17 protein-coding genes, 1 pseudogene and 1 riboswitch are annotated in these 21,083 nt (G+C 72.7%); of the genes and pseudogenes, 7 read left to right on the forward strand and 11 right to left on the reverse strand.

Translation table 11 applies throughout. The features are described 5' to 3' along the window. Nucleotides 1-116 precede the first annotated feature (116 nt). Nucleotides 117-1,418: an alpha/beta hydrolase family protein gene (locus STRNI_RS29285; RefSeq protein WP_277412317.1), complete on the forward strand. Its 1,302-nt coding sequence runs from the start codon at nucleotides 117-119 to the stop codon at nucleotides 1,416-1,418. A gap of 82 nt (nucleotides 1,419-1,500) precedes the next feature. Here STRNI_RS29285 and STRNI_RS29290 read toward each other — a convergent pair whose 3' ends face one another. From STRNI_RS29290 to STRNI_RS29315, 6 genes are all read right to left on the reverse strand, one after another. After that, complete coding sequence (locus STRNI_RS29290) at nucleotides 1,501-2,412, reverse strand: ECF transporter S component (protein ID WP_277412318.1); 912 nt, start codon at nucleotides 2,410-2,412, stop codon at nucleotides 1,501-1,503. Next, a complete protein-coding gene (locus STRNI_RS29295; RefSeq protein WP_277412319.1) occupies nucleotides 2,409-4,037 on the reverse strand; it encodes an ABC transporter ATP-binding protein in 1,629 nt (542 codons plus the stop codon). The genes STRNI_RS29290 and STRNI_RS29295 overlap by 4 nt, the downstream gene beginning before the upstream one ends. Beyond that, a complete protein-coding gene (locus STRNI_RS29300) occupies nucleotides 4,034-5,200 on the reverse strand; it encodes a CbiQ family ECF transporter T component (protein ID WP_159489465.1) in 1,167 nt (388 codons plus the stop codon). Before STRNI_RS29300 ends, STRNI_RS29295 begins: the two co-directional genes overlap by 4 nt. Next, nucleotides 5,197-5,880 (reverse strand): SCO2322 family protein, encoded by a 684-nt coding sequence (locus STRNI_RS29305; RefSeq protein WP_277412320.1) that lies wholly within the window; start codon nucleotides 5,878-5,880, stop codon nucleotides 5,197-5,199. Before STRNI_RS29305 ends, STRNI_RS29300 begins: the two co-directional genes overlap by 4 nt. Beyond that, nucleotides 5,880-7,187: a prenyltransferase/squalene oxidase repeat-containing protein gene (locus STRNI_RS29310; RefSeq protein WP_277412321.1), complete on the reverse strand. Its 1,308-nt coding sequence runs from the start codon at nucleotides 7,185-7,187 to the stop codon at nucleotides 5,880-5,882. Before STRNI_RS29310 ends, STRNI_RS29305 begins: the two co-directional genes overlap by 1 nt. A gap of 223 nt (nucleotides 7,188-7,410) precedes the next feature. After that, a riboswitch (cobalamin riboswitch) is annotated at nucleotides 7,411-7,532 on the reverse strand. Between the two features lie 331 nt (nucleotides 7,533-7,863). After that, the gene (locus tag STRNI_RS29315; RefSeq protein ID WP_159488419.1) at nucleotides 7,864-8,952 is read right to left on the reverse strand and encodes an MBL fold metallo-hydrolase; all 1,089 of its coding nucleotides are present in this window, start codon (nucleotides 8,950-8,952) and stop codon (nucleotides 7,864-7,866) included. A gap of 387 nt (nucleotides 8,953-9,339) precedes the next feature. Here STRNI_RS29315 and STRNI_RS29320 point away from each other — a divergent pair, with 387 nt between their 5' ends. Together STRNI_RS29320 and STRNI_RS29325 are read left to right on the forward strand one after the other, a co-directional pair. Beyond that, nucleotides 9,340-10,791 carry an aldehyde dehydrogenase gene (locus tag STRNI_RS29320; protein ID WP_277412322.1) on the forward strand — a complete coding sequence of 484 codons (1,452 nt, stop codon included), beginning with the start codon at nucleotides 9,340-9,342 and terminating at the stop codon, nucleotides 10,789-10,791. After that, the gene (locus tag STRNI_RS29325) at nucleotides 10,791-11,024 is read left to right on the forward strand and encodes a ferredoxin (RefSeq protein ID WP_018093329.1); all 234 of its coding nucleotides are present in this window, start codon (nucleotides 10,791-10,793) and stop codon (nucleotides 11,022-11,024) included. Before STRNI_RS29320 ends, STRNI_RS29325 begins: the two co-directional genes overlap by 1 nt. A gap of 236 nt (nucleotides 11,025-11,260) precedes the next feature. Here STRNI_RS29325 and STRNI_RS29330 read toward each other — a convergent pair whose 3' ends face one another. Next, nucleotides 11,261-11,902 carry a TetR family transcriptional regulator gene (locus STRNI_RS29330; protein WP_159488421.1) on the reverse strand — a complete coding sequence of 214 codons (642 nt, stop codon included), beginning with the start codon at nucleotides 11,900-11,902 and terminating at the stop codon, nucleotides 11,261-11,263. 239 nt (nucleotides 11,903-12,141) lie between these two features. On the opposite strand from STRNI_RS29330, the gene STRNI_RS29335 reads away from it, so the two are divergent. From STRNI_RS29335 to STRNI_RS29350, 4 genes and pseudogenes are all read left to right on the forward strand, one after another. Beyond that, on the forward strand, nucleotides 12,142-13,554 hold the full coding sequence (locus tag STRNI_RS29335) for a glycosyltransferase family 4 protein (protein WP_026170311.1): 1,413 nt from the start codon (nucleotides 12,142-12,144) through the stop codon (nucleotides 13,552-13,554). 70 nt (nucleotides 13,555-13,624) lie between these two features. Beyond that, nucleotides 13,625-14,356, forward strand: a pseudogene (locus tag STRNI_RS29340) (class I SAM-dependent methyltransferase); the annotation flags it as partial. A 215-nt stretch (nucleotides 14,357-14,571) separates the two neighbouring features. Next, nucleotides 14,572-15,642, forward strand: coding sequence for a prenyltransferase/squalene oxidase repeat-containing protein (locus STRNI_RS29345; protein WP_093647369.1), 1,071 nt, complete (start codon nucleotides 14,572-14,574; stop codon nucleotides 15,640-15,642). A gap of 273 nt (nucleotides 15,643-15,915) precedes the next feature. Further along, complete coding sequence (locus STRNI_RS29350) at nucleotides 15,916-16,716, forward strand: maleylpyruvate isomerase family mycothiol-dependent enzyme (protein ID WP_274735285.1); 801 nt, start codon at nucleotides 15,916-15,918, stop codon at nucleotides 16,714-16,716. A gap of 14 nt (nucleotides 16,717-16,730) precedes the next feature. On the opposite strand, the gene STRNI_RS29355 is transcribed toward STRNI_RS29350, so the two are convergent. The 4 genes from STRNI_RS29355 to STRNI_RS29370 all read right to left on the reverse strand — a co-directional run bounded on the left by STRNI_RS29355 (nucleotide 16,731) and on the right by STRNI_RS29370 (nucleotide 20,580). Further along, the gene (locus STRNI_RS29355) at nucleotides 16,731-17,741 is read right to left on the reverse strand and encodes an LLM class F420-dependent oxidoreductase (protein ID WP_277412323.1); all 1,011 of its coding nucleotides are present in this window, start codon (nucleotides 17,739-17,741) and stop codon (nucleotides 16,731-16,733) included. 195 nt (nucleotides 17,742-17,936) lie between these two features. Then, nucleotides 17,937-18,794: a DUF5336 domain-containing protein gene (locus STRNI_RS29360; RefSeq protein ID WP_109889371.1), complete on the reverse strand. Its 858-nt coding sequence runs from the start codon at nucleotides 18,792-18,794 to the stop codon at nucleotides 17,937-17,939. 198 nt (nucleotides 18,795-18,992) lie between these two features. Further along, on the reverse strand, nucleotides 18,993-19,901 hold the full coding sequence (locus STRNI_RS29365; protein ID WP_277412324.1) for an N-acetylmuramoyl-L-alanine amidase: 909 nt from the start codon (nucleotides 19,899-19,901) through the stop codon (nucleotides 18,993-18,995). A gap of 19 nt (nucleotides 19,902-19,920) precedes the next feature. After that, nucleotides 19,921-20,580 carry a class I SAM-dependent methyltransferase gene (locus STRNI_RS29370; RefSeq protein WP_109889369.1) on the reverse strand — a complete coding sequence of 220 codons (660 nt, stop codon included), beginning with the start codon at nucleotides 20,578-20,580 and terminating at the stop codon, nucleotides 19,921-19,923. Nucleotides 20,581-21,083: the final 503 nt, after the last annotated feature.

Genomic DNA, 21,083 nt, shown 5'->3' on the forward strand with positions numbered 1-21,083 from the left:
CGCGGCAGCATCCCTCTTCCTCTTCTTTCTCTTCTTCCTCCTCTTCCGCTTCCTCCTCTTCCCCTCCGGCAGCGGCCGGCGTAAGGCCCACCTCCGACGGTCCGGCCGCATCCGGTATGCCGGCCGAGGCGGGTACACCGCGCGGGCAACGACGCGTCCCGCGCGCCCTGGTGGCAGGCGCCGCCCTCGTGCTGGCGGCGCTCACCACGGCCCCGGCCCTCGCGGCGCCGGCGGCCTTCACGACGCAGCGGGCAGAGTCCGGAGAGTCGGTTCACGCCGTCGCCGCACCGAGAAGTGGCCAGGGGCGCGGGACACTCCTCTCGCTCACGCCCCTCGGCCGGCAGAGCCGGGCCGAGGTCATCGGCCAGGCACAGAAACAGGGCCTGGAGACCGGCACCGCCAGGCATGGCGTCGCCGCATACCGCCTGACCTACCGCACGATCACCCCCGACGGCCGACCCACCACCGCCTCCGGCCTGCTCGCCCTCCCCACGGGCGGCGACTCCCGCCATCTCCCGCCCGTCGTTCACACCCACGGCACCCTCGCCTACCGCGGCTACGCCCCCTCGATGGCGGACGGCCCCGACCGGGCGGTGTCGGTGCTGTACGCCTCGGCCGGCCGCGTCGCCCTCGCCCCCGACTACCTCGGCCTCGGCACCAGCCCCGGACGCCACCCGTACATGGACGCCCGGTCTTCCGTCTCGGCCTCCCTCGACATGCTCCGGGCAGCGCACTCGGCCGCCCCCAAGCTTGGCGCCACCCTTGACCGCACGGTGTCCGTCACCGGCTTCTCCCAGGGCGGGCAGGTCGCCATGGCACTGGGCCGCGAGCTGCACCGCGGCGCCGATCCGCGTTTCCGCCTCGGGATGCTCGCTCCGGTCGGCGGGCCGTACGACCTCGTCGGCGCGGAACTCCCCGGGATGTTCGACGGCCGTATCGACCCCCGGTCCGCCGTCTTCTACCTCTCCTTCTTCCTCACGGCCCAGAACCGCCTGCATCCGCTTTACAACGATCCCGCCGAGGTGTTCCGAGCCCCCTACGCCGACCGGGTCGAGGACCTCTTCGACAGTGAGCACCCGGCGGAAGACATCGCCGGCAAGCTGCCCGAACGCCTCGAAGACCTGCTGACGGACACCTGGTACCGCAAGCTCCGGCACCCTTCCGGCGCCCTGCTGGAAGCGCTCCGCGTCAATGACCGCACCTGCGACTGGAAGCCGGGCCGAGGAGTGCGGATAACCCTCTACTCCGCCACCGGCGACCGGGACGTCCCCATAGCCAACACCCGTAGCTGCGCACGGCAGTTGACGGGCCACGGGGTCAGGGCCAAGGCCGTCGACCAAGGGGCCGACGCTGACCACTATGTGTCCTTCCTGCGCTCGCAGCCCTCCATAGCCCGCACACTGCCCGTCGCCCGCTGATACGGCTCCGGAGGGCGCCAGGGCCGTCCAAAGGCTCGGGCAGACGATCACCCGCCGGGCAAGGGCCAGGGCACGGGTCACGTCACCGGGAGGCGGCGGCACCTTGGGGCGGATCGGGAGCGAAGGAGGCGGGGACATCGAAGGCCGCGCGGCGGGTGGCACGGCGCAGGGCCTTGAGCACGGTGCCCCCGAGGGTGAAGGTGAGGATCACGGTGACCAGGGCCCGGGGGAGGTCCCAACCGAGGGAGGTGGCAAGGCAGTAGGCGAGATAGCGGGCGAGGTTCTGATTGAGCGGGTCGCCGGGAACGAAGGAGACCCCTGAGGTCAGGCCGGCGATATAGGGCCAGCCCTGGAGGTTCATGACCAGGCCGTAGAGCACGGCGGAGACAGCTCCGTACGCGGCGAGCATGGCGAGTTCACCGCGGCCGCGCAGCCGGTCGGGCCCCGGCAGCAGGCCGGCGCCCATCGACACCCACCCCATCGTCAGCATCTGGAACGGCATCCAGGGGCCGACACCGCCGGTCAGCAGCGCCGACGCGAACATCGCCACGGAACCCAGCACGAACCCGAACCCGGGCCCCAGAACCCGGCCCGACAGCACCATCAGGAAGAACATCGGCTCGATGCCGGCCGTCCCCGCACCCAGGGGGCGCATCGCGGCCCCGGCCGCGGCCAGTACGCCGAGCATCGCGATGGCCTTGGCGTCCAGACCGGTGTCGGCGATGGTCGCCACGACGACGGCGAGCAGCATCGGCAGCAGCGCGGCGAACAGCCAGGGCGCGTCCTTGGAATGGGCGAGCCCGGAGGCGGAGTCGGCGAGCAGCGGCCAGCCGAAAGCCATCACGCCGATGGCCGAGATCAGGGCCAGCGCGGCGATGGAGCGGGGCCCGAGCCGCACGGCACGGGCCTGGTGACCGGCGCCGGGGCGGCCGGAGCCGGAGCCGGAGCCGGAGACGGGTCCGAGGCCCTCCGGACGGGGTGGGGGCACGGTCATGCGAGGGCCTCCAGAGCGCGGGCCACCTGGGGAACGGTCAGCCAGGGCAGCGGGGCGAGGACCTTGGCGACCTGCGGTGCGAAGGAAGGCGAGGACACCACGACCTCGTCGGTGGGACCGTCGGCGACGATCTCGCCGTCGGCGAGGATGACGACACGGTGCGCCAGTTCGGCGGCGAGTTCCACGTCATGGGTGGCCAGGACGATGGCATGGCCCTCGGCGGCCAGGGTGCGCAGCACCTCGATCAGACGGGCCTTGGCGGCGTAGTCCAGCCCGCGGGTGGGCTCGTCGAGAAGGAGCAGTGGGGGACGGGCGGTCAGTACGACCGCGAGGGCAAGGGCGAGCCGTTGGCCCTCGGACAGATCACGGGGGTGAACGGATTCCGGGACATCCGGCAGCAGCCGGGCGACCAGGGCCCGGCAGCTGCCGGCGGGGGCGCCGGCGTCCTGGTCGGCCGCGGTGCACTCGGCGGCGACGGTGTCGGCGTAGAGGAGGTCACGAGGTTCCTGGGGGACCAGGCCGACGTGCCGCAGAAGGGCCCGGGGGCTGGTGCGGTGCGGGACGGCACCACCGACCCGCACCGTGCCGGACGACGGTTCATGCATACCGACGAGGGTGGTGAGCAGGGCGGACTTCCCCGCACCGTTACGCCCCATCAGAGCGATCGTCTCGCCGCCCCGCACGGTCAGATCCACCCCGTGCAGTGCCTCGGTCCGACCCCGGCGCACACCGAGCCCGGAGACCTCCGCGGCAGCGTCCGACGCTGCCGGCGTACCCTCCGCGCTCCTTCCCGGCGCCTGTGGCGGGACCCCCGTCAGCTGCTCGCGCAGGGGAGCCGCCTTGCGACGGGCGTCGCGCACGGAGAGGGGGAGAGGAGACCAGCGGGCGAGGCGGCCAAGCGCCACGACCGGGGGGTGGACGGGGGAGACGGCCATGATGTCGGCGGGGGTGCCCATGACCGGGGGAGCGCCGGGGGAGGGCAGCAGGATGACCTGGTCGGCGTACTGGACCACGCGCTCCAGGCGGTGTTCGGCCAGCAGGACCGTGGTACCGAGGTCATGGACCAGCCGCTGGAGAACGGCGAGCACCTCCTCGGCCGCGGCGGGGTCGAGTGCGGAGGTCGGCTCGTCGAGGACCAGGACCTTGGGGTGGGTGGTGAGGACCGACCCGATGGCCACCCGCTGCATCTGCCCGCCCGAGAGCGTGGTGATCGCGCGGTCGCGCAGCTCCGCCAGGCCCAGCAGGTCGAGGGTCTCCTCGACCCGGCGGCGCATCACCTCGGGGGTGAGGCCGAGCGACTCCATGCCGTAGGCGAGTTCGTCCTCGACGGTGTCGGTGACGAAGTGCGCCAGTGGGTCCTGGCCCACGGTGCCGACGACATCGGCCAGTTCACGGGGTTTGTGGGTGCGGGTGTCCCGGCCGTCGACGGTGACCCGGCCACGCAGAGTGCCGCCGGTGAAGTGCGGGACGAGGCCGCAGACGGCGTTCAGGACGGTGGACTTGCCGACGCCCGAGGGGCCGACCAGGAGACACAGTTCGCCCTCGGGGACGGTCAGGTCGATGCCCTGGACGGCGGGCGCCGCGGCATCGCCGTAGGTGACCGAGACCTGCTCGAACCGGATCACTGGGTGGGCTCCTTCATACGGGGAACGGCATCAGAGGCACGGCGACCGCCACGGGACGCACCACCGGACCCGGCCCGGTCCGCGCTCGACGGGAGCGGGGCGACGAACGCGGGCAGCAGCCCCACGAGAACGGAAACGGCCGGCCAGAGAGGGAGGACGGGGGCGGTGAGCGGGACGGCGGGAGGGTGCAGGGCGGCCGGCGCATAGTCGTTCGCCCAGATCATCAGGGCGGCGACGGCAATGCCGGAGCCCGCGACCAGCCAGGCGCGGGCGCCCCACCGCTCGGGCCGGTAGCGGCTGCGCACCGACCGGCGGCCACCGAGCCACAGCCCGGCGAGCGCCGCCGCCAGCCCGGCGAGCAGCAGCGGCAGCCCGTAGCCGCCCCCGGTGTCGCCCAACAGCCCATAGGTTCCCGCGCAGACGCCGAGCAGCCCGCCGAGGGTGAGCACGGACGTGGTGTGGCGTACGGCGGGCGGCACTTGGGCGCTGCGGCCGTAGCCGCGTGCGTCCATGGCCGCGGCCAGTGCCACCGAGCGCTCCAGCGCGCCCTCCAGCACCGGCAGCCCGACCTGGAGGAGTGCCTTGATCCCGCGGTCGGGACGCCCGCGCAGCCGGCGGGCGGCGCGCAGCCGCTGGACGTCGGCGACCAGGTTCGGGGCGAAGGTCATCGCGACGACCACCGCGACGCCCGCCTCGTAGAGCGCACCGGGCAGGGACTTCAGGAGCCGGGCGGGGTTGGCGAGCGCATTGGCGGCGCCTACACAGGTGAGGAGGGTGGCCAGTTTCAGCCCGTCGTACAGGGCGAAGACCATGCCCTCCGCGGTGACCCGGCCGCCGATCCGGACGCCCTTCGCCCAGTCCGGCAGCGGCACTTCGGGCAGGGTGACGAGGGTGTGCGTACCGGGAATCGGCGAGCCCAGGAAGAAGGCGAAGACCAGCCGGATGGCGATCACGACCAGCCCGAGCTTGACGAACGCACCGTACGAGCGGGCCCATGGCGCGTCCGTACGACGTGCCGCGACGACATAGCCGGCCACGCCCACCAGCAGCCCCAGCAGCAGCGGATCGGTGGTTCGGGAGGCCGCGGTGGCCAGGCCCAGTGCCCACAGCCACCAGGCGCCGGCGTGCAGCGCGGTGGTGCGGGTCGCCTGCGGGGCGCTCATCCGCGTCGGCGGCGTGCCTGCCACACCGCTGCCGCACCCAGGACGACGACGGCCGCGCCCCCGCCGAGCAGCCCGGCGGACGGCCCGCCGTCCCCGCTCCCGTCGCCCTCGCCGTCTGCGCCGTCACGGTCCCCCGCCCCCGCGGACGGCGCGGCGGAGGACGCCTGCTCCTTCGATCCGCTCACCGCCTCCGCGCACCCCGCCTTCGGGTAGCCGGCGATGGCACACAGCAGGGCGTTGGCGTCATAGCGCAGCGGCCCGGCGACCGCCGCCAGCGCCTCGCCCGCCGAGGCGTCCTCCGACACCTGAGCACACTCGGTCCTGGCCTTCGGCGGCCGCTCGCCACCGGGCGCGTCCGCCGCGGTGCCGAAGTCGAGGACGATGCCGATCCGTTTACGGCCGTCCTTGGCGGGGGTGTCGCGGCAGATCGCGTCGAAGTCGGCGGCCCCGCGCGGCTTGCCGGCCGCGGCGGAGTCGGCGCCGACGGTGAAGCGGAAGCCCTCGACCGCGCCGTCGGCCGGCCGCAGGGTGGCCGGCCCTTGGGTGGCATACGCCCAGGAGCCGCCCTTGCCGTCCCAGAACGACCAGTAGCGGTACTCCTGCGCCTGCGCGGGCCCGGCGGACAGGCCGGTGACCGTACCGGCCAGCAGCACGGCGCCGGCGATCCTGGAACGCCGCATCAGAGCTGGTTCTTCTTCCGGCTGCTCAGCAGGAACCCGATGCCGGCGCCGATGGCGAGACCGACGCCGATGACCCACCACACGCTGATGGCGCCGCCGTCCGCGGAGTCGTCGGAGTCCCCGGCGTCCTTCTTCGGCGCGGCGGCCGGCTTGGGGCCGGTGGCGTTGAGCGCGGCCACCAGGTCGGTTCCGCCGAAGGAGCGCGGGTCGGTGCCGGTGGCGTGCGCGGCCAGCACCAGCTGGGCGTATGCGGCGGGGCCGCTCTGCTCGGCCCACTCCGCCGCGTTCTTCTCCAGCCACTTCAGCGGCTTCGCCGCGGCGGCACCGTGCCCACCGGCCGCCAGCGCCACCACGGCATCCGCGGTGTTGCCGACGTCGGGCTGCTTCTCGGCGCCCGGCATCGCGGAGAGCAGATGCTGCCCGTTCTTGTCGAGCTGGGCGACGAGGTAGGCGTCGCCACCCTCCGCGGCTTGCGCCGGATCGCCCTTGCCCGCCTTCTCGCCCCCGGCATCCTTGCAGTTCAGCGGCTTGACCGGGGCCTTTGCGCGCTGATCTGCGGGCGCGACGACGAAGCCCTTTCCGAGCGCTCCGGTCGCGGCGGCCGCGGTGGCGTCGGCGTTCGGGGCGGCGCCCTTGAGCTGGAAGGTGAACGCGCCGCGCTCGCCCTCCTTCGCGTCGCAGCCCAGCTGGAAGGTGAGCAGCCCGTCGTAGGGGGTCTTGCCGCCCTTCTTCGACGTCACGGACTGCGGCTTCTCGCCCGCCGCCGCGAGTGCGCCGATGACCACGGACGTGGAGTTGGCGTCGCTGGGCGAACCGGCCATCGAGCTCCAGCCGCCGTCCTCGTTCTGCACCGATTTCAACCAGCCCACGGCCTTCTTCACGGTGTCACCGTGCCCGCCGAGCGCGGCCAGTGCCTGCACGGCGGCGGCCGTCTGGTTGGTGTCCCGCATGGTCTTGCCGTCGCAGGGCTTGCCGGGCTCGGCGCGGAAGGCGGTGAACGCGCCGTCGGCGCACTGCTGCCCGACCAGCCAGCGCACGGCGGACGCCGCGGGCCGCAGCCCCACCGTGTCCTGTGCCAGCAGTGCCAGCGACTGCCGCCAGACCCCGTCGTACTTCGGGTCCTCGGTGCCGTACAGGCCGTCCGGCAGCTTCTTGGGGGACGCGGAAGGGGAGTCGGCGTACGCGGCGGGGGCAGCGGCCGCGCCCAGCACCACCGCGGCCGCCAGCGCCGTGGCGGCGCGGCGCGCCAGGAAGGCGGCGGGGTGCGTCAGGGGGGCCTGGTGAGCCATGGAAGCCATGGGGGCCATCGGGTCGGTGCCTCTCGGGTCGGGTCGCGGCGATGTACGCAGCCACGCTCGGCCGACCACCCGCGCGCCGATCCCCTCGGATCGCGACGCGGTGGCACCGGGCTCGGCTCCGTATACCTCGACGGTGCCGCGCACCGGCCGCCCGTGTGGCGGACGTTTCCGGTGGCGGGAGCCTTGGTCGTGCCCCCTCGGGTGCTCCGGCTCGTACGGCCGTCCCTGCCGGTCCAGCCGGCGCGGTACGGACGGGCCGTCCTCACGGTTGCGGGTCAGCGCCGGATTTCCACCGGCTTCCCCCGATCGGGTACGGATGAAGTTGTCCCGCACACCTTAACCGGCACCCGCCGGGCGCTCGCTCGCACGTACGAGCCGACGGAAGTGGGCGCGAGCCGGGGGGAGCCGCGCATGAGCCGGGCGTGAGCCGGGGGGACGGGAGCCGGGGGGACGGTAGTCGGACGAGCCGGACGAGCCGGAGGGACGAGGACCGGGTACGAGCTGGGCACTGAACCTGCCGGGGTGCCGAACGTGCTGGGCACCGAACCTGCTGCCGGGGCGCCGAAGAGGCCAGGCGCCGGGCACACGTCAAGCAGCCCGCCCCCTCGCCTCGCCACACCCGCCCCCGCGTCCCGCCACACCCGCCCCTCGCCTCGCCACAGAAGGCGACGGCGAGACGACCGAGCTACCCCACCGCCCGGTAGGTCACCGGATCGGAGCCCGGCACCCCCTCCGCATGCCCCAGCTTCACCAGACGGCGCAGATGGGCCTCGGCCTCCGACACGGCGATGTTGCGGGAGCCGTACGGGATCTGCTCCCAGGGGCGGTTCCACTCCATGGTCTCGGCGAGCTGCCAGACGGTGCGCGGTTCCTGGAGCAGCGCTCTCAGCCGGGCCAGCCGCTCCTCGTGGTGGGCGATCAGCGCGCGCACCCGGCCACCGGCGTCGGTGAAGGCGTGCTGATGGGCGGGCAGCACCTCGGCGGGGGAGAGCCGGCCGACGCGTTCGAGGGAGTCGAGGTAGTCGCCCAGGGGGTCGGTGCCCTCCCGCAGGCTCTCCCCTTCGTGCGCGCCATCGTGCGCGCCAAGACCGTCGTCCGGGGCCTCGTACAGGCCGATGTGCGGGGTGATGCCGGGCAGGAGGTGGTCGCCGGAGAACAGCCGGCCGAAGCCGGGGGTCCGCGCCGAGGGGTGCTCCTCCTCCAGGTGGAGGCACACATGCCCGGGGGTGTGACCGGGCGTCCAGATGGCGCGCACCCGGCGTCCCGGCAGATCGAGCAGCGCGCCGGGGTCGATACCGCGGTCCGGCAGCGCGGCCCGCCGGCCGGGCAGCTTCCGGCCGCCCCCAGTGGCGCGCGCCTTCCGCAGAGGCGCCAGATGGTCGTCCGGTGCGCCCGCCGCTGCGAGCTTGGTGAGCAGGTAATCGAGCCACTGGCCCGGTTCGGCCTCGCGCGTGCGGCGGACCACCGCGGTGTCGGCGGCATGCATCGCGATCCAGGCGCCGGAGGCCTCCCGGACCTTGGCGGACAGGCCGTGGTGGTCGGGGTGATGGTGGGTGATCAGGACGCCGTGGAGGTCGGTGAGGCCGAACCCGCAGGCGGTGACGCCGGCGACGAGGGTGTCCCAGGAGTCCGGGTCGTCCCAGCCGGTGTCGATGAGCACCGGCCCGCGGTCGGTCTCCAGGAGGTGGACGAGGGTGTGGCCGAGCGGGTTGTCCGGGATGGGGACGGCGATGCTCCACACCCCGCCCTTGTGGTCGGTCACCTGCGTGGTCATCCCGGTCCCCTCTCGGTGCGGCATACACCCGGTACCCGGCCTCACTATAACTAGAACTGGTTTCAATGCGGCTTGAAGTGCCCCTTCGGCTGCGGTGAGTTGGGATTCGGCCGGTGCCGTGGACTCCTCGAACTAGAACTGGTATCAGTTCCTGATGCGGTGAGTGGGTCTGACGCACCGCCGGCAAGCGCATCCGATGTCCGTAGGCAGCGACGAAGTAGAAGTACCTCGGCAGCGACGAAGTACCTCGGCAACGCGAAGTACCTCAACAGCCACGACGTACCCCGGCAATGGCGATGCGCATTGGCAACGACGATGCACCTCGGCAAAGACAGGGAACCGGCAGGGACCGCCGGACAGGCGGCCAACCCGCAGGAGGCGGCAGCGATGAGCGACCTCGTCGAGCACGGCAAGCTCTACATAGGCGGTGAGTGGGCCGATCCGGCCGGCCGCGACACGATCGAGGTCGTCTCGCCCCACACCGAACAGGTCATCGGCCGGGTGCCGCACGCCTCCCGGGCCGATGTCGACCGTGCGGTGGCCGCGGCCCGTACGTCCTTCGAGTCAGGGGTGTGGGCGAACGCCCCGCTGGCGGACCGGATCGCGGTGGTGACCCGTATCAAGGACGCCTTCGCGGCCCGCAGCGAGGAGATCGCCAAGGTCATCAGCGCGGAGAACGGCACCCCCTTCAACTCCGGTGTCATGGTGCAGTCGCTGGCCGCGATGCTGGTGTGGGACGCGGCGCTCACGGTGGCCCGCGACTTCCCGTTCGAGGAGCGGCGGAGCGGGGTGCTGGGACCGCTGCTGGTGCGGCGGGAGCCGGCCGGAGTGGTCGCGGCCGTGGTGCCGTGGAACGTCCCGCAGTTCACCGCCGCGGCCAAGCTCGCGCCGGCGCTGCTGGCCGGCTGCTCGGTGGTGCTGAAGGTGTCACCGGAGACCCCGCTCGACGCCTACCTGCTCGCGGAGATCGTGACGGAGGCCGGACTGCCGCCGGGGGTGCTGTCGATCCTGCCGGCGGACCGTGAGGTGAGCGAGTACCTGGTCGGGCATCCGGGCGTGGACAAGGTGTCGTTCACCGGCTCGGTGGCGGCGGGCAAGCGGGTCATGGAGGTCGCGGCCCGCAACCTCAGCCGGGTCACGCTGGAGCTCGGCGGCAAGTCCGCGGCGGTGATCCTGCCGGACGCGGATCTGGACGCGGCGGTGGCCGGCATCGTGCCGTTCGCCTGGATGATCAACGGACAGGCGTGTGTGGCCCAGACGCGGATCCTTGCCCCGCGCAGCCGCTATGACGAGATCGCCGAGCGGTTCACCGCGGCGGCCTCGGCGCTCACCGTCGGCGACCCGCTGGACCCGGCCACCGAAGTCGGCCCGCTGGTCGCCCGCCGTCAGCAGCAGCGCTCGCTGGACTACATCGCGCTCGGGCAGAAGGAGGGCGCCAAGGTGCTGACCGGCGGCGGCCGTCCCAAGGAGCAGGCCACGGGCTGGTACGTCGAGCCGACGCTCTTCGGCGAGGTCGCCAACTCCATGCGGATCGCCCGTGAGGAGATCTTCGGCCCGGTCATCTGTCTGCTGCCGTACGACGACGAGGCGGAGGCGGTACGGATCGCCAACGACTCCGACTACGGGCTCTCCGGCTCGGTGTGGACGGCCGATGTCGACCATGGCATCGAGATCGCCCGGCAGGTGCGCACCGGTACGTACTCGGTGAACACCTTCAGCATCGACATGCTCGGCCCGTTCGGCGGCTACAAGAACTCCGGCATCGGGCGGGAGTTCGGGCCCGAGGGCTTCGGCGAATACCTGGAGCACAAGATGATCCATCTGCCGGCGGGTGCCTGATGGGGGACCGCTGGGAGGTGGTGGTGGACCGGAGCGTCTGCATCGGGTCGGGGATGTGCGCCGCCACGGCCCCGGACGGCTTCCGGCTGGATACGGCCCGGCAGTCGCACCCGGTGGCGCCGGAGGCGGACGCCGCCGAGAGCGTCCTGGCGGCGGCCGAAGGGTGCCCCGTGGAGGCGATCACCCTCTCCGTGTCCGGCAGCGGCGAGGCGGTCTTCCCGCCGGAGGAATGAGCGGCGGCCTCGCCGGAGGCGGGGTCGGGGCGGCCCGGGGTGCGGGGGCGGGAGCCCCGGGGCGGGAGCCCTGTGGCGCGAGCCCCGGAGCGGGAGTTCCGTGGCGGGAGCCCGGAGCGGGGGCCCGTACGGGGCGTGGAGTGGCGTCCCGTAGGGGGTCGGTGGACCCCTTGCGGGCCAACTACCCGTGGCGAGGCCGAGGTTAACGCTTACGGCCTACGCTTACGGCTTACCGCTTACCGCCTACCGCTCTCGCGGTCCGGCGAGGTCAGGTCGATCAGCCGGCAGACCGTCTCGATGTCTATCTTCACCTGGGCGATCGAGGCCCGGCCCGACAGCCAGGTGATCAGGGCCGAGTGCCAGGTGTGCTCGATGACCCGGACCGCGGAGAGCTGTTCGGGGGTGGCGGGGCCGTCCAGCCCCATCGCGTCGAGGATGATCGCGGTGGTCAGCCGGGAGACGGTGTCCACCTCGGGGCTGACGGAGCGGTCCGCGAAGGTCAGCGCGCGCACCATCGCGTCCGCGAGATGCGGCTCGCGCTGCAGTGCGCGGAAGGCCCGCATCAGGGTCTGGGCCACCCGGGCGCCCGGTTCCTGCTCCGACGGCGGGCGTTTGCGCAGCGTTTCGTGCATGTGCTGGAGCTGGTCCTGCATGGTGGCGACCAGCAGATGCACCTTGGAGGGGAAGTAGCGGTAGAGGGTGCCGAGCGCGACGCCCGAGGACTCGGCGACCTCGCGCATCTGCACGGCGTCGAAGCCGCCACGGGACGCCAGCTTGGCGCTGGTGTGCAGGATGCGGCGGCGCCGGGCCTCCTGACGCTCGGTCAGGGGAGGACTCGCGGGAAGGGTCGGTCTGGCCGCCTTGGATTCCGTAGTCATATTTCCCATTCCGTGGCATTCCGTCCGCGATGCGGCGAGTGCCGGTGGTGTGCTCGGCACAGCATGGCAGGGGGGCGGGTGGTGGCGCGAATCACCTGGTGCGGCTCTTTTCGCCTCGTTCTCGGCCGGTAGATTCGAAGCTCGGTGAACTGATCAGTAGCCAATCAGTTCTGAAACTTGTTCTAGATTACCGCCAGCGGTTACGCTCCGGCGAAAGTCCAGTGAGAAGGGGGCCGAGCGTGACCGCAGAGGCCGTCCAGGCAGCCGCGCCTCGCCCCGCAGAGGCCTCCCCGGCCTCCGCCCCGACGAACGGCGAGCGTCCCCTGCGGATCGCGATGCTCACGTATAAGGGGAACCCGTTCTGCGGCGGACAGGGCGTCTACGTACGCCACCTCTCGCGCGAACTGGCCCGCCTCGGCCACACCGTCGAGGTCATCGGCGCCCAGCCCTACCCCGTCGTCGACGACGGGGTGACCCTCACCGAACTGCCCAGCCTGGACCTCTACCGCCAGCCGGACCCGTTCCGTACGCCGAAGCGCGGCGAGTACCGCGACTGGATCGACGCCCTGGAGGTCGGCACGATGTGGACCGGCGGCTTCCCCGAGCCGCTGACCTTCTCGCTGCGGGCCCGGCGCCATCTCGCCGCCCGTCGCGGCCAGTTCGATGTCGTCCACGACAACCAGACCCTCGGCTACGGCCTCCTCGGCGGCCCCGGCGCGCTCGGTGCGCCGCTGGTCACCACCATCCACCACCCCATCACCGTCGACCGGCGGCTCGATCTGGCGGCCGCCGACGGCTGGAAGCGCCGGGCCTCCGTCCGCCGCTGGTACGGCTTCACCCGGATGCAGAAGCGGGTGGCCCGGCGGCTGCCGTCCGTGCTGACCGTCTCCGGCTCCTCCCGCCAGGAGATCGTCGACGATCTCGGGGTCCGCCCCGGACACATCCATGTCGTCCACATCGGCGCCGACACCGACCTGTTCTCGCCGGATGCCTCGGTGCCCGAGGTGCCGGGCCGGATCGTCACCACCTCCAGCGCGGACGTCCCCCTCAAGGGGCTGATCCACCTCGTCGAGGCGCTCGCCAAGGTGCGCACCGAGAATCCCGACGCGCATCTGGTGGTCGTCGGCAAGCGTGCCGACGACGGGCCGGTCGCCGCCGCCATAGAGCGGCTCGGACTGTCCGGCGCCATCGAGTTCGTCAAGGGCATCAGCGACACCGAACTCGTCGACCTGGTGCGCAGCGCCCAGATCGCCTGTGTTCCCTCCCTCTACGAGGGCTTCTCGCTGCCCGCCGCCGAGGCGATGGCCACCGGCACGCCCCTGCTGGCCACCACCGGCGGCGCCATCCCCGAGGTCGCCGGCCCGGACGGCGAGACCTGTCTCGCGGTGCCTCCGGGGGACGCCGGTGCGCTGGCGGGCGGGCTGCTCCGCCTCCTGGGCGACGAGGAGCTGCGCCGCCGGCTCGGCGCGGCCGGCCGGGAGCGGGTGCTGGCCCGCTTCACCTGGCGTCAGGCCGCCCTCGGCACCGCCGAGCGCTACCGCGAGGCCATCGCCCTCCAGAGAGACCGGTCCGGCGCCCGGACCCTGCCCCGGGCAGCGTCCGCGGGGGCCGCCGGCACCGCGCCCGCGCCGAGCGCCGCCGGACACGTCTAGTGGCCCGACCGGCCCGTCCTTCCTTCCGCAGCCACCACAGCCACCAACCGCCGGACGAAAGCAGAACGCCGTGCTGACCGTCGACTTTTCCCGTTTCCCGCTCGCTCCGGGCGACCGTGTGCTCGACCTGGGGTGCGGCGCCGGCCGGCATGCCTTCGAGTGCTACCGGCGCGGCGCGCAGGTCGTCGCCCTCGACCAGAACGGCGAGGAGATCCGCGAGGTCGCCAAGTGGTTCGCCGCGATGGAGGAGGCGGGGGAGGCCCCGGCGGGCGCCTCCGCCACCGCCATGGAAGGCGATGCGCTGAACCTGCCGTTCCCCGACGACAGCTTCGATGTCGTCATCATCTCCGAGGTGATGGAGCACATCCCGGACGACAAGGGGGTGCTCGCCGAGATGGTCCGGGTGCTGCGCCCCGGCGGCCGGATCGCCGTCACCGTCCCCCGGTACGGCCCCGAGAAGGTCTGCTGGGCGCTCAGCGACGCCTACCACGAGGTCGAGGGCGGCCATATCCGCATCTACCGCGGCGACGAACTGCTGGGCAAGATGCGGGAAGCAGGTCTGGAGCCCTACGGCACGCACCACGCGCACGGGCTGCACAGCCCCTACTGGTGGCTGAAGTGCGCCTTCGGGGTGGACAACGACAAGGCGCTGCCGGTGCAGGCGTACCACAAGCTGCTGGTCTGGGACATCATGAAGAAGCCGCTGGCCACCCGGCTCGCGGAGCGGGCGCTGAACCCCGTCATCGGCAAGAGCTTCGTCGTCTACGCCACCAAGCCGCATCTGCCCCAGGCGGCCGCCGCCGAGCCGGCCACCACGGAGGCGGGCGAGCCCGCCGCGGCATCCGCCGCCCCGGCCGCCGAGCCGGCGGCCGGGCCCGCCGCCAAGGCCCCAAAGCCCGCGCCGGGCGCCAAGTCCGGTGCCAAGCCCGGTGCCAAGGCCCCCGCCAAGAACGCGTCCAAGGCCCCTGCCCAGCGCGCGTCCAAGGCCTCCGCCAAGCCCTCCGCCGGGGCCGCCAAGTGACAAGTCCCGGGCGTACCGAACGGCTCGTCCTGCCGGGGGTGCTCACCGCCGAGCAGGCCGCCCGCACGGTGGCCGGCATCCTGGCGACCCAGCGGCCGGACGGCGCGATCCCCTGGTTCCGCGGCCACCACCTCGATCCGTGGGACCACACCGAGGCCGCCATGGCCCTGGACGCGGCCGGCGAACACGAGCGCGCCGAGGCCGCGTACGACTGGCTGGTGCGGCACCAGAACCCCGACGGGTCCTGGTACGCGGCCTACGCCGACGGCGACGCCGAAGCACCCACCGACCGCGGCCGCGAGACCAACTTCTGCGCGTACCTCGCGGTCGGCGTCTGGCACCACTTCCTGTCCACCGGCGACGAGGCCTTCCTCGACCGCATGTGGCCCGCGGTCCACGCCGCGATCGAGTACGTCCTGGAGCTCCAGCAGCCCGGTGGCGAGATAGGCTGGAAGCGCGAGGACGACGGCACGCCCGTCAACGACGCGCTGCTGACCGGCTCGTCCTCCATCTACCAGGCGCTGCGCTGCGCTCTGGCGCTCGCCGAACAGCGCGAGGAGCCGCAGCCCGACTGGGAGCTGGCGGTCGGCCGCCTCGGCCATGCGATACGCAGCCACCCCGAGCGGTTCCTGGACAAGTCCCGCTACTCCATGGACTGGTATTACCCGGTCCTCGGCGGCGCGGTCCGCGGTTCCCAGGCCCGCGAGCGCATCGACGCGGACTGGGAGCAGTTCGTCGTGCCCGGCCTGGGCGTGCGCTGTGTGCTGCCCAACCCCTGGGTCACCGGCGGCGAGAGCGCGGAACTGGCGCTCGCCCTGTGGGCGATGGGGGAGTCCGAGCGGGCCGTACAGATCCTCAAGTGGATGCAGCACCTCCGCGCCGAGGACGGCATGTACTGGACCGGCTATGTCTTCGACGACGATGCGATCTGGCCACGCGAACTGACCTCCTGGACGGCCGGTTCGCTGCTGCTCGCGGTGGCCGCCCTGGGCGGCGACGAGGCCACCACCACGGTCTTCGGGGGCGAGCACCTGCCGACGGGCCTCGATCCGGACTGCTGCCGGTAAGGGGCTTCCCCTGGCCCCGGCGCCTGTACGGGGGGCGCCGGGGCCAGGGGACCCGTAGGGCCGGTCCGTACGGATCATTCCGTACGACCGCCCGTACGACCGCCCGTACGACCGCCCGTACGACCGCCCGTACGGACCGCCCGTACGGACCGCCCGTACGGATCGTCCCGTAAGGACTGCCCGTACGGGCTTCCGGGAAGCGGCGCCAACGATGCCCGGCTCCGCGCGAAAAGGGGAGGCCGGGCCGTGGAACCGCCCGTTACTGTGCGCCGCATGACTCTCCACGGCTCACTCAGTCACGACGCCTACTGCACCCATCTCCTGGAAGAGACCACGAAGTTCCGGGAGACGGTGCGCGGCGCCGATCTGTCCGCGACCGTGCCCACCTGCCCGGACTGGACGCTGGCCGACCTCGCGCGGCACGTGGGCGGTGCGCACCGGTGGGTCGGCGCCATCGTCGCCACCCGGTCCGCCACGGACATCGACGAAGCCGACATCCCCGAGAGCGACGGGCCCGAGAAGGACGACGCGGCGGCGCTGGACGCCTGGCTCGCGGCCGGTGTCGACCAGGCCGTGGCGGCGCTGCGCGAGGCCGGCCCCGACACCGAGGTATGGACCTGGTCGCCGGTGCAGCGGACGGGCTTCTGGGCCCGCCGGATGACCCACGAGACGGTGATCCACCGCGCCGACGCCGCGCTCACCGCGGGCGCCGCCTTCGACGTCCCGCCCGAGGTCGCCGCCGACTGCCTGGAGGAGTGGCTGCAGTTGTGCGCCCTGCCGCAGGTCACGGCGCACCATGCGGAGCGCGGGCAGCTCTTCGGCCCCGGCCGCACCCTCCACCTCCACGCCACCGACACCCCTCCCGAGCTGAACGCCGAGTGGCTGCTCGACCTCACCGGCGACCGGCCCGTCCACCGCCGCGCCCATGAGAAGGCGGCGGTCGCCCTGCGCGGGCCGCTCACCGACCTCCTCGGCGTGATGTACCGCAGGCTGCCCGCCGACAGCGACCGGGTCGAGGTCCTGGGCGAGCGCGCACTGCTCGACCGGTGGCTGGAGTGGGCCTCGTTCCAGTGAGCCGCCCGCGGCCGTCAGGAGTTGAGCTCGGCCAGTACCCGTAGGGTGTCCGGGTCGGGGGCGGTGACCAGCAGGTCCGTGACCGGGCCGGTACGCCACAACTCCAGTCGCTCCGCGATCCGTTCGCGCGGGCCGACCAGCGAGATCTCATCGGCGAACGCGTCCGGTACGGCGAGCACCGCCTCCTGTCTGCGGCCTTCGAGGAAGAGCTGCTGCACCCGGCGGGCCTCCTCCTCGAAGCCCATCCGGGCCATCAGATCGGCATGGAAGTTCTTGGCCGCGTGCCCCATCCCGCCGATGTAGAAGCCGAGCATCGCCTTGACCGGAAGCAGCCCCTCGGCAACGTCGTCACAGACCACGGCGCGGGCCATGGGGGCGATGAGAAAGCCCTCCGGGGCCTGGGACAGGGACGCCCGGTAGACGTCGGTGCGCTGCGGCGACCAGTACAGCGGCAGCCAGCCGTCGGCGATCCGGGTCGTCTGGGCGATGTTCTTGGGCCCTTCCGCACCCAGCAGGAGGGGGAGGTCGGCGCGCAGCGGATGGGTGATGGGCTTGAGGGGCTTGCCGAGGCCGGTGCCGTCAGCGCCGAGGTAGGGGTGCGGGTGGAAGGCGCCGTCCAGCTCCACCGGCCCTTTCCGGCGCAGCACTTGGCGGATGACGTCCACGTATTCGCGGGTGGCGGTCAGCGGGCTCTTGGGGAACGGCCGTCCGTACCACCCCTCGACGACCTGCGGTCCGGACAGCCCCAGGCCCAGCAGCAGCCGGCCGCCGGAGAGATGGTCGAGGGTCAGTGCATGCATGGCGGTGGCGGTGGGGGTGCGGGCCGCCATCTGTGCGATACCGGTGCCCAGTTTGATGCGGGAGGTGTGGGCGGCGATCCAGGTGAGCGCGGTGAAGGCGTCCGACCCCCAGGCCTCCGCCGTCCACACCGAGTCATAGCCCAGCCGCTCGGCCGCGCGCGCGAGTTCGAGGTGCCGGGGGTCCGGGCCGCGGCCCCAGTAACCCAGTGCCAGACCGAGTCGCATACCGATCGCCCCTCTCCGGCGGAACGGTGACGAGATCTCTGACCAGATCCCTGATGAGGTCCCTGATGAGGCCCTCGAAACCTGACGCTACGTCAGTTCCAGTGTCCGCGAACTGTACGGCCGGGCCGCCGGCAGCGCAACGGCCCCCCGCCCGCAGGGGCGAGGGGCCGCGAAAGGACCGCTGTGCGTCCGGTGTCAGCCGCGCTGGATACCGGTGGTGTCCTGCAGGACGCCGCGCCGGCCGTCCTGGGTCTGCGCGATCAGGGCCTGGCCGCGCTGCTCCACCGCCAGGTACCAGGTGCCGGGCGCCAGTTCGGCGATCGGCGCCGGGGCGCCGTCCTCGCCGTACAGCGGGCGCGCGACGGGCACCGCGAACCAGAACGGCGCGAAGTCCGCCGGGGCGCCGGCCGCCGCGGTGGCTCCGGCCGGACCGCCGGCCGTGCCGTCCACCGGCACCTGCTGGCCCTGGGGCTGGCCGGGCTGCGGCTGCTGCTGGCCGCCCGGGTAGCCGTAGCCCTGGCTCGCCTGCTGCTGCGCACCGGGGTAGCCGTAACCCGGGTTGGGGCCCGCCCCGTACGGGGCGGCGGCCTGCGGCTTCGGGGCGCCGATCAGGGCGACCTTGAGGGGCGGGAGGAGCGGCGTGGCGATGGCGCCACCGGCCAGGATCAGGGTGGCGATCAGGCCGATGATCAGGCCCGCGCCGGCGCTCGGGGCGTCGATGAGGGTCCAGAACGCCGTCCATGCCGCGAACACGGTGAGGGCGACACCGAACTGGCCGAGGTCGAGGCCGGCGACCTTGCGCGCCTGCTGCTGCGGCAGCGCACGGCTGACGACGATGATCGCCGCGCCGATCACCCCGGCCAGGTACACGCTCATCAGGACGGACACCGAGTCCCAGGCGTTGATGCTGCTGTAGTCCTGGGCCTCGCAGTACTTGGCGAGCTGCCCGGAGCACTCCGGGCCGCCGGTGGCAGAGAGGAACGAGGCGATGAACAGCAACACCGCTGCTCCGATCACCACGCCGTCGCCTCGAGTGAGGGAGCGGATGTTCACGTAAGGGTCCTTTGTCGGTTTCGTGGGTCCGGTCGTCGCTGTCGCGGTGCGCGCAGTGCGAGGCACGGCGGTGGCCACCCATCGTAAAGGGGAACCTATCGCCGAATCCGGCGGCCCGTCCTGTTGGTTTCCGCGCGCTATCGGTACGTCGTCACGGATCCGTATCAGGTGGCTTCCGGATCCGGTCCGGTGGCCGGGTCAGCGTGTCAAGAAGTCCGTAATGCCCTCGGTGATCCCGCGGGCCGCTTTTTGCCGCCAGTCGGCGTCGGTCAATTGCGCGGCGTCCTTCGGGTCGCGCATATTGCCGCACTCCAGGAACACCTTCGGCACCGTGGAGAGGTTGAGGCCGCCGAGATCGGAGCGCTTGTCGAGTCCGGTGCCGCCGCCGATGTAATTGGACGCCGCACTTCCGGTGACCGCGCGGAACCGGCCGGCCAGCCGCTCGCCCAACTGGCGCGAGGGCCCGACGATCGCGGCGGTGTCGGCCGGGCCGTCCGTGACACGCGCGGGCAGGATGACATGGAAGCCGCGGTTGCCGGCCCCCGAACCGTCGGCGTGGAGGGACAGCGCGGCATCGGCGTGCGCCTTGTTCCCGATCTCGGCCCGTTCGTCCACACACGGCCCGTAGGGGCGGTCGCCGTCCTGGGTCAGGACGACCTTGGCGCCCTGCTCCTGGAGGAGCGTGCGGGCCCGGCGGACGACGTCCAGGGTGAAGGACGCCTCGGCGTAACCGTCGTTGGTGGCGGTGCCGGTGGTGTCGCACTCCTTGCGGGCGTTGCCGATGTCCACCTGCCGGGCGATCTCCCGGCCGTGCTCGCCGTTGTGCGGATTGTGGCCGGGGTCGAGCACCACGACCTTGCCCTTCAGGCCGGCGCGCGGGCCGTGGTCCTTGGAGCCCTTGCCGCCCGGGGTGTGGCTGCCGCCGCGGCCGGTGGCGCTTTCCGTCGGGTCGCTCGGTGCGGGCTGCCCGGCTCTTGGCCCGCCGTCGCGGCCCGACGCGTGCCAGACCAGCCAGCCGCCCAGGCCGGCGACCACCACGGAGGCCAGCACGACGAGGAGGGTGCCGCGCAGGCGGCGGTGCGGGGGGAGAGAACTGCCGTTCGACACGTCGGCGATCGTAGCCCGCTCAGATGCCCGTCCCGGTGCGCCGCAGTACGTGCAGCGACCGGTGGGACGAGATCTCGGTGAAGGCGCCGGACTCCAGGGCCCTGCGATAGATGCGGTACGGGGCCTGGCCGCCGTCCGCCGGGTCCGCGAAGACATCGTGGATGACCAGCAGCCCGTCGGGCGCGAGGTGCGGCGCCCAGCCCTCGTAGTCGGCGGTGGCGTGCTCGTCGGTGTGCCCGCCGTCGATGAAGACCAGTCCCACCGGGGCCTGCCAGACGGCCGCGGCCTGCGGCGACCGGCCGACCAGGGCGATCACATGCTCCTCCAGACCCGCGGCGTGGAGGGTGCGGCGGAAGGTGGGCAGGGTGTCCATCCGGCCGACCTCTGGGTCGACGACGGTCGGGTCGTGGTACTCCCAGCCGGGCTGCTGCTCCTCGCTGCCCCGGTGGTGGTCGACGGTGACGGCGGGGACCCCGGCGGTGCGCGCGGCGTCGGCGAGCAGGATCGTGGACCGGCCGCAGTAGGTGCCGACCTCCACCAGCGGCAGCCCGAGCGTCGCCGCCTCGGCCGCCGCCGCGTACAGGGCGAGGCCCTCGTCCACGGGCATGAAGCCCTTCGCCGCCTCGAAAGCGGCGAGTATCTCCGGCTGCGGAGCGGTCGGAGCCGTGGGAGCGGGCATGGGCTTCCTCCTGTGGTGCGGTCAGGGGCTCATCGTGCCGTACGGCGCGGCGCGGGTGGAGTGCGGGTGTCCCGGTGGGGCATTCGGATATCGGAACGGCGGTTCGCATTTCCCGCGTGTCGGGCGGCCCGGATGTTCCTGCCGGTTCCTGCCGGGTTCCGGTCCGTTCCCCGACTGTTCCCGTCGTTTTATCGTCTGCGGTTTCCGTGATGCCCGAAAGCGGTGAATTCGGGGGCGGGGGAGTCGGCAGGGAAGGAGGGGAAGGAAATGGCGTTCGCGACGGAATTCACCGGACCGTTTCCTGTTCGCATCCGAACCGTTCCCCGGGGAATCCCCGCCGGTTCCTGCCCGTTACGGGAACGGCGGTGGCGGCCGCTGTACGACGGCGGGTCCGGCGGCCACGGGTACCGCGGACGTGCCCGAACCGACCCCTGAACGGACCCCCGAACCGACCCCGAATCGACCCCCGAGCCGACCCCGAATCGACCCCTGAACTACCCCCG

The sequence above is a fragment of the Streptomyces nigrescens genome (genome assembly GCF_027626975.1).
In the GTDB taxonomy this organism is placed as follows: domain Bacteria; phylum Actinomycetota; class Actinomycetes; order Streptomycetales; family Streptomycetaceae; genus Streptomyces; species Streptomyces nigrescens.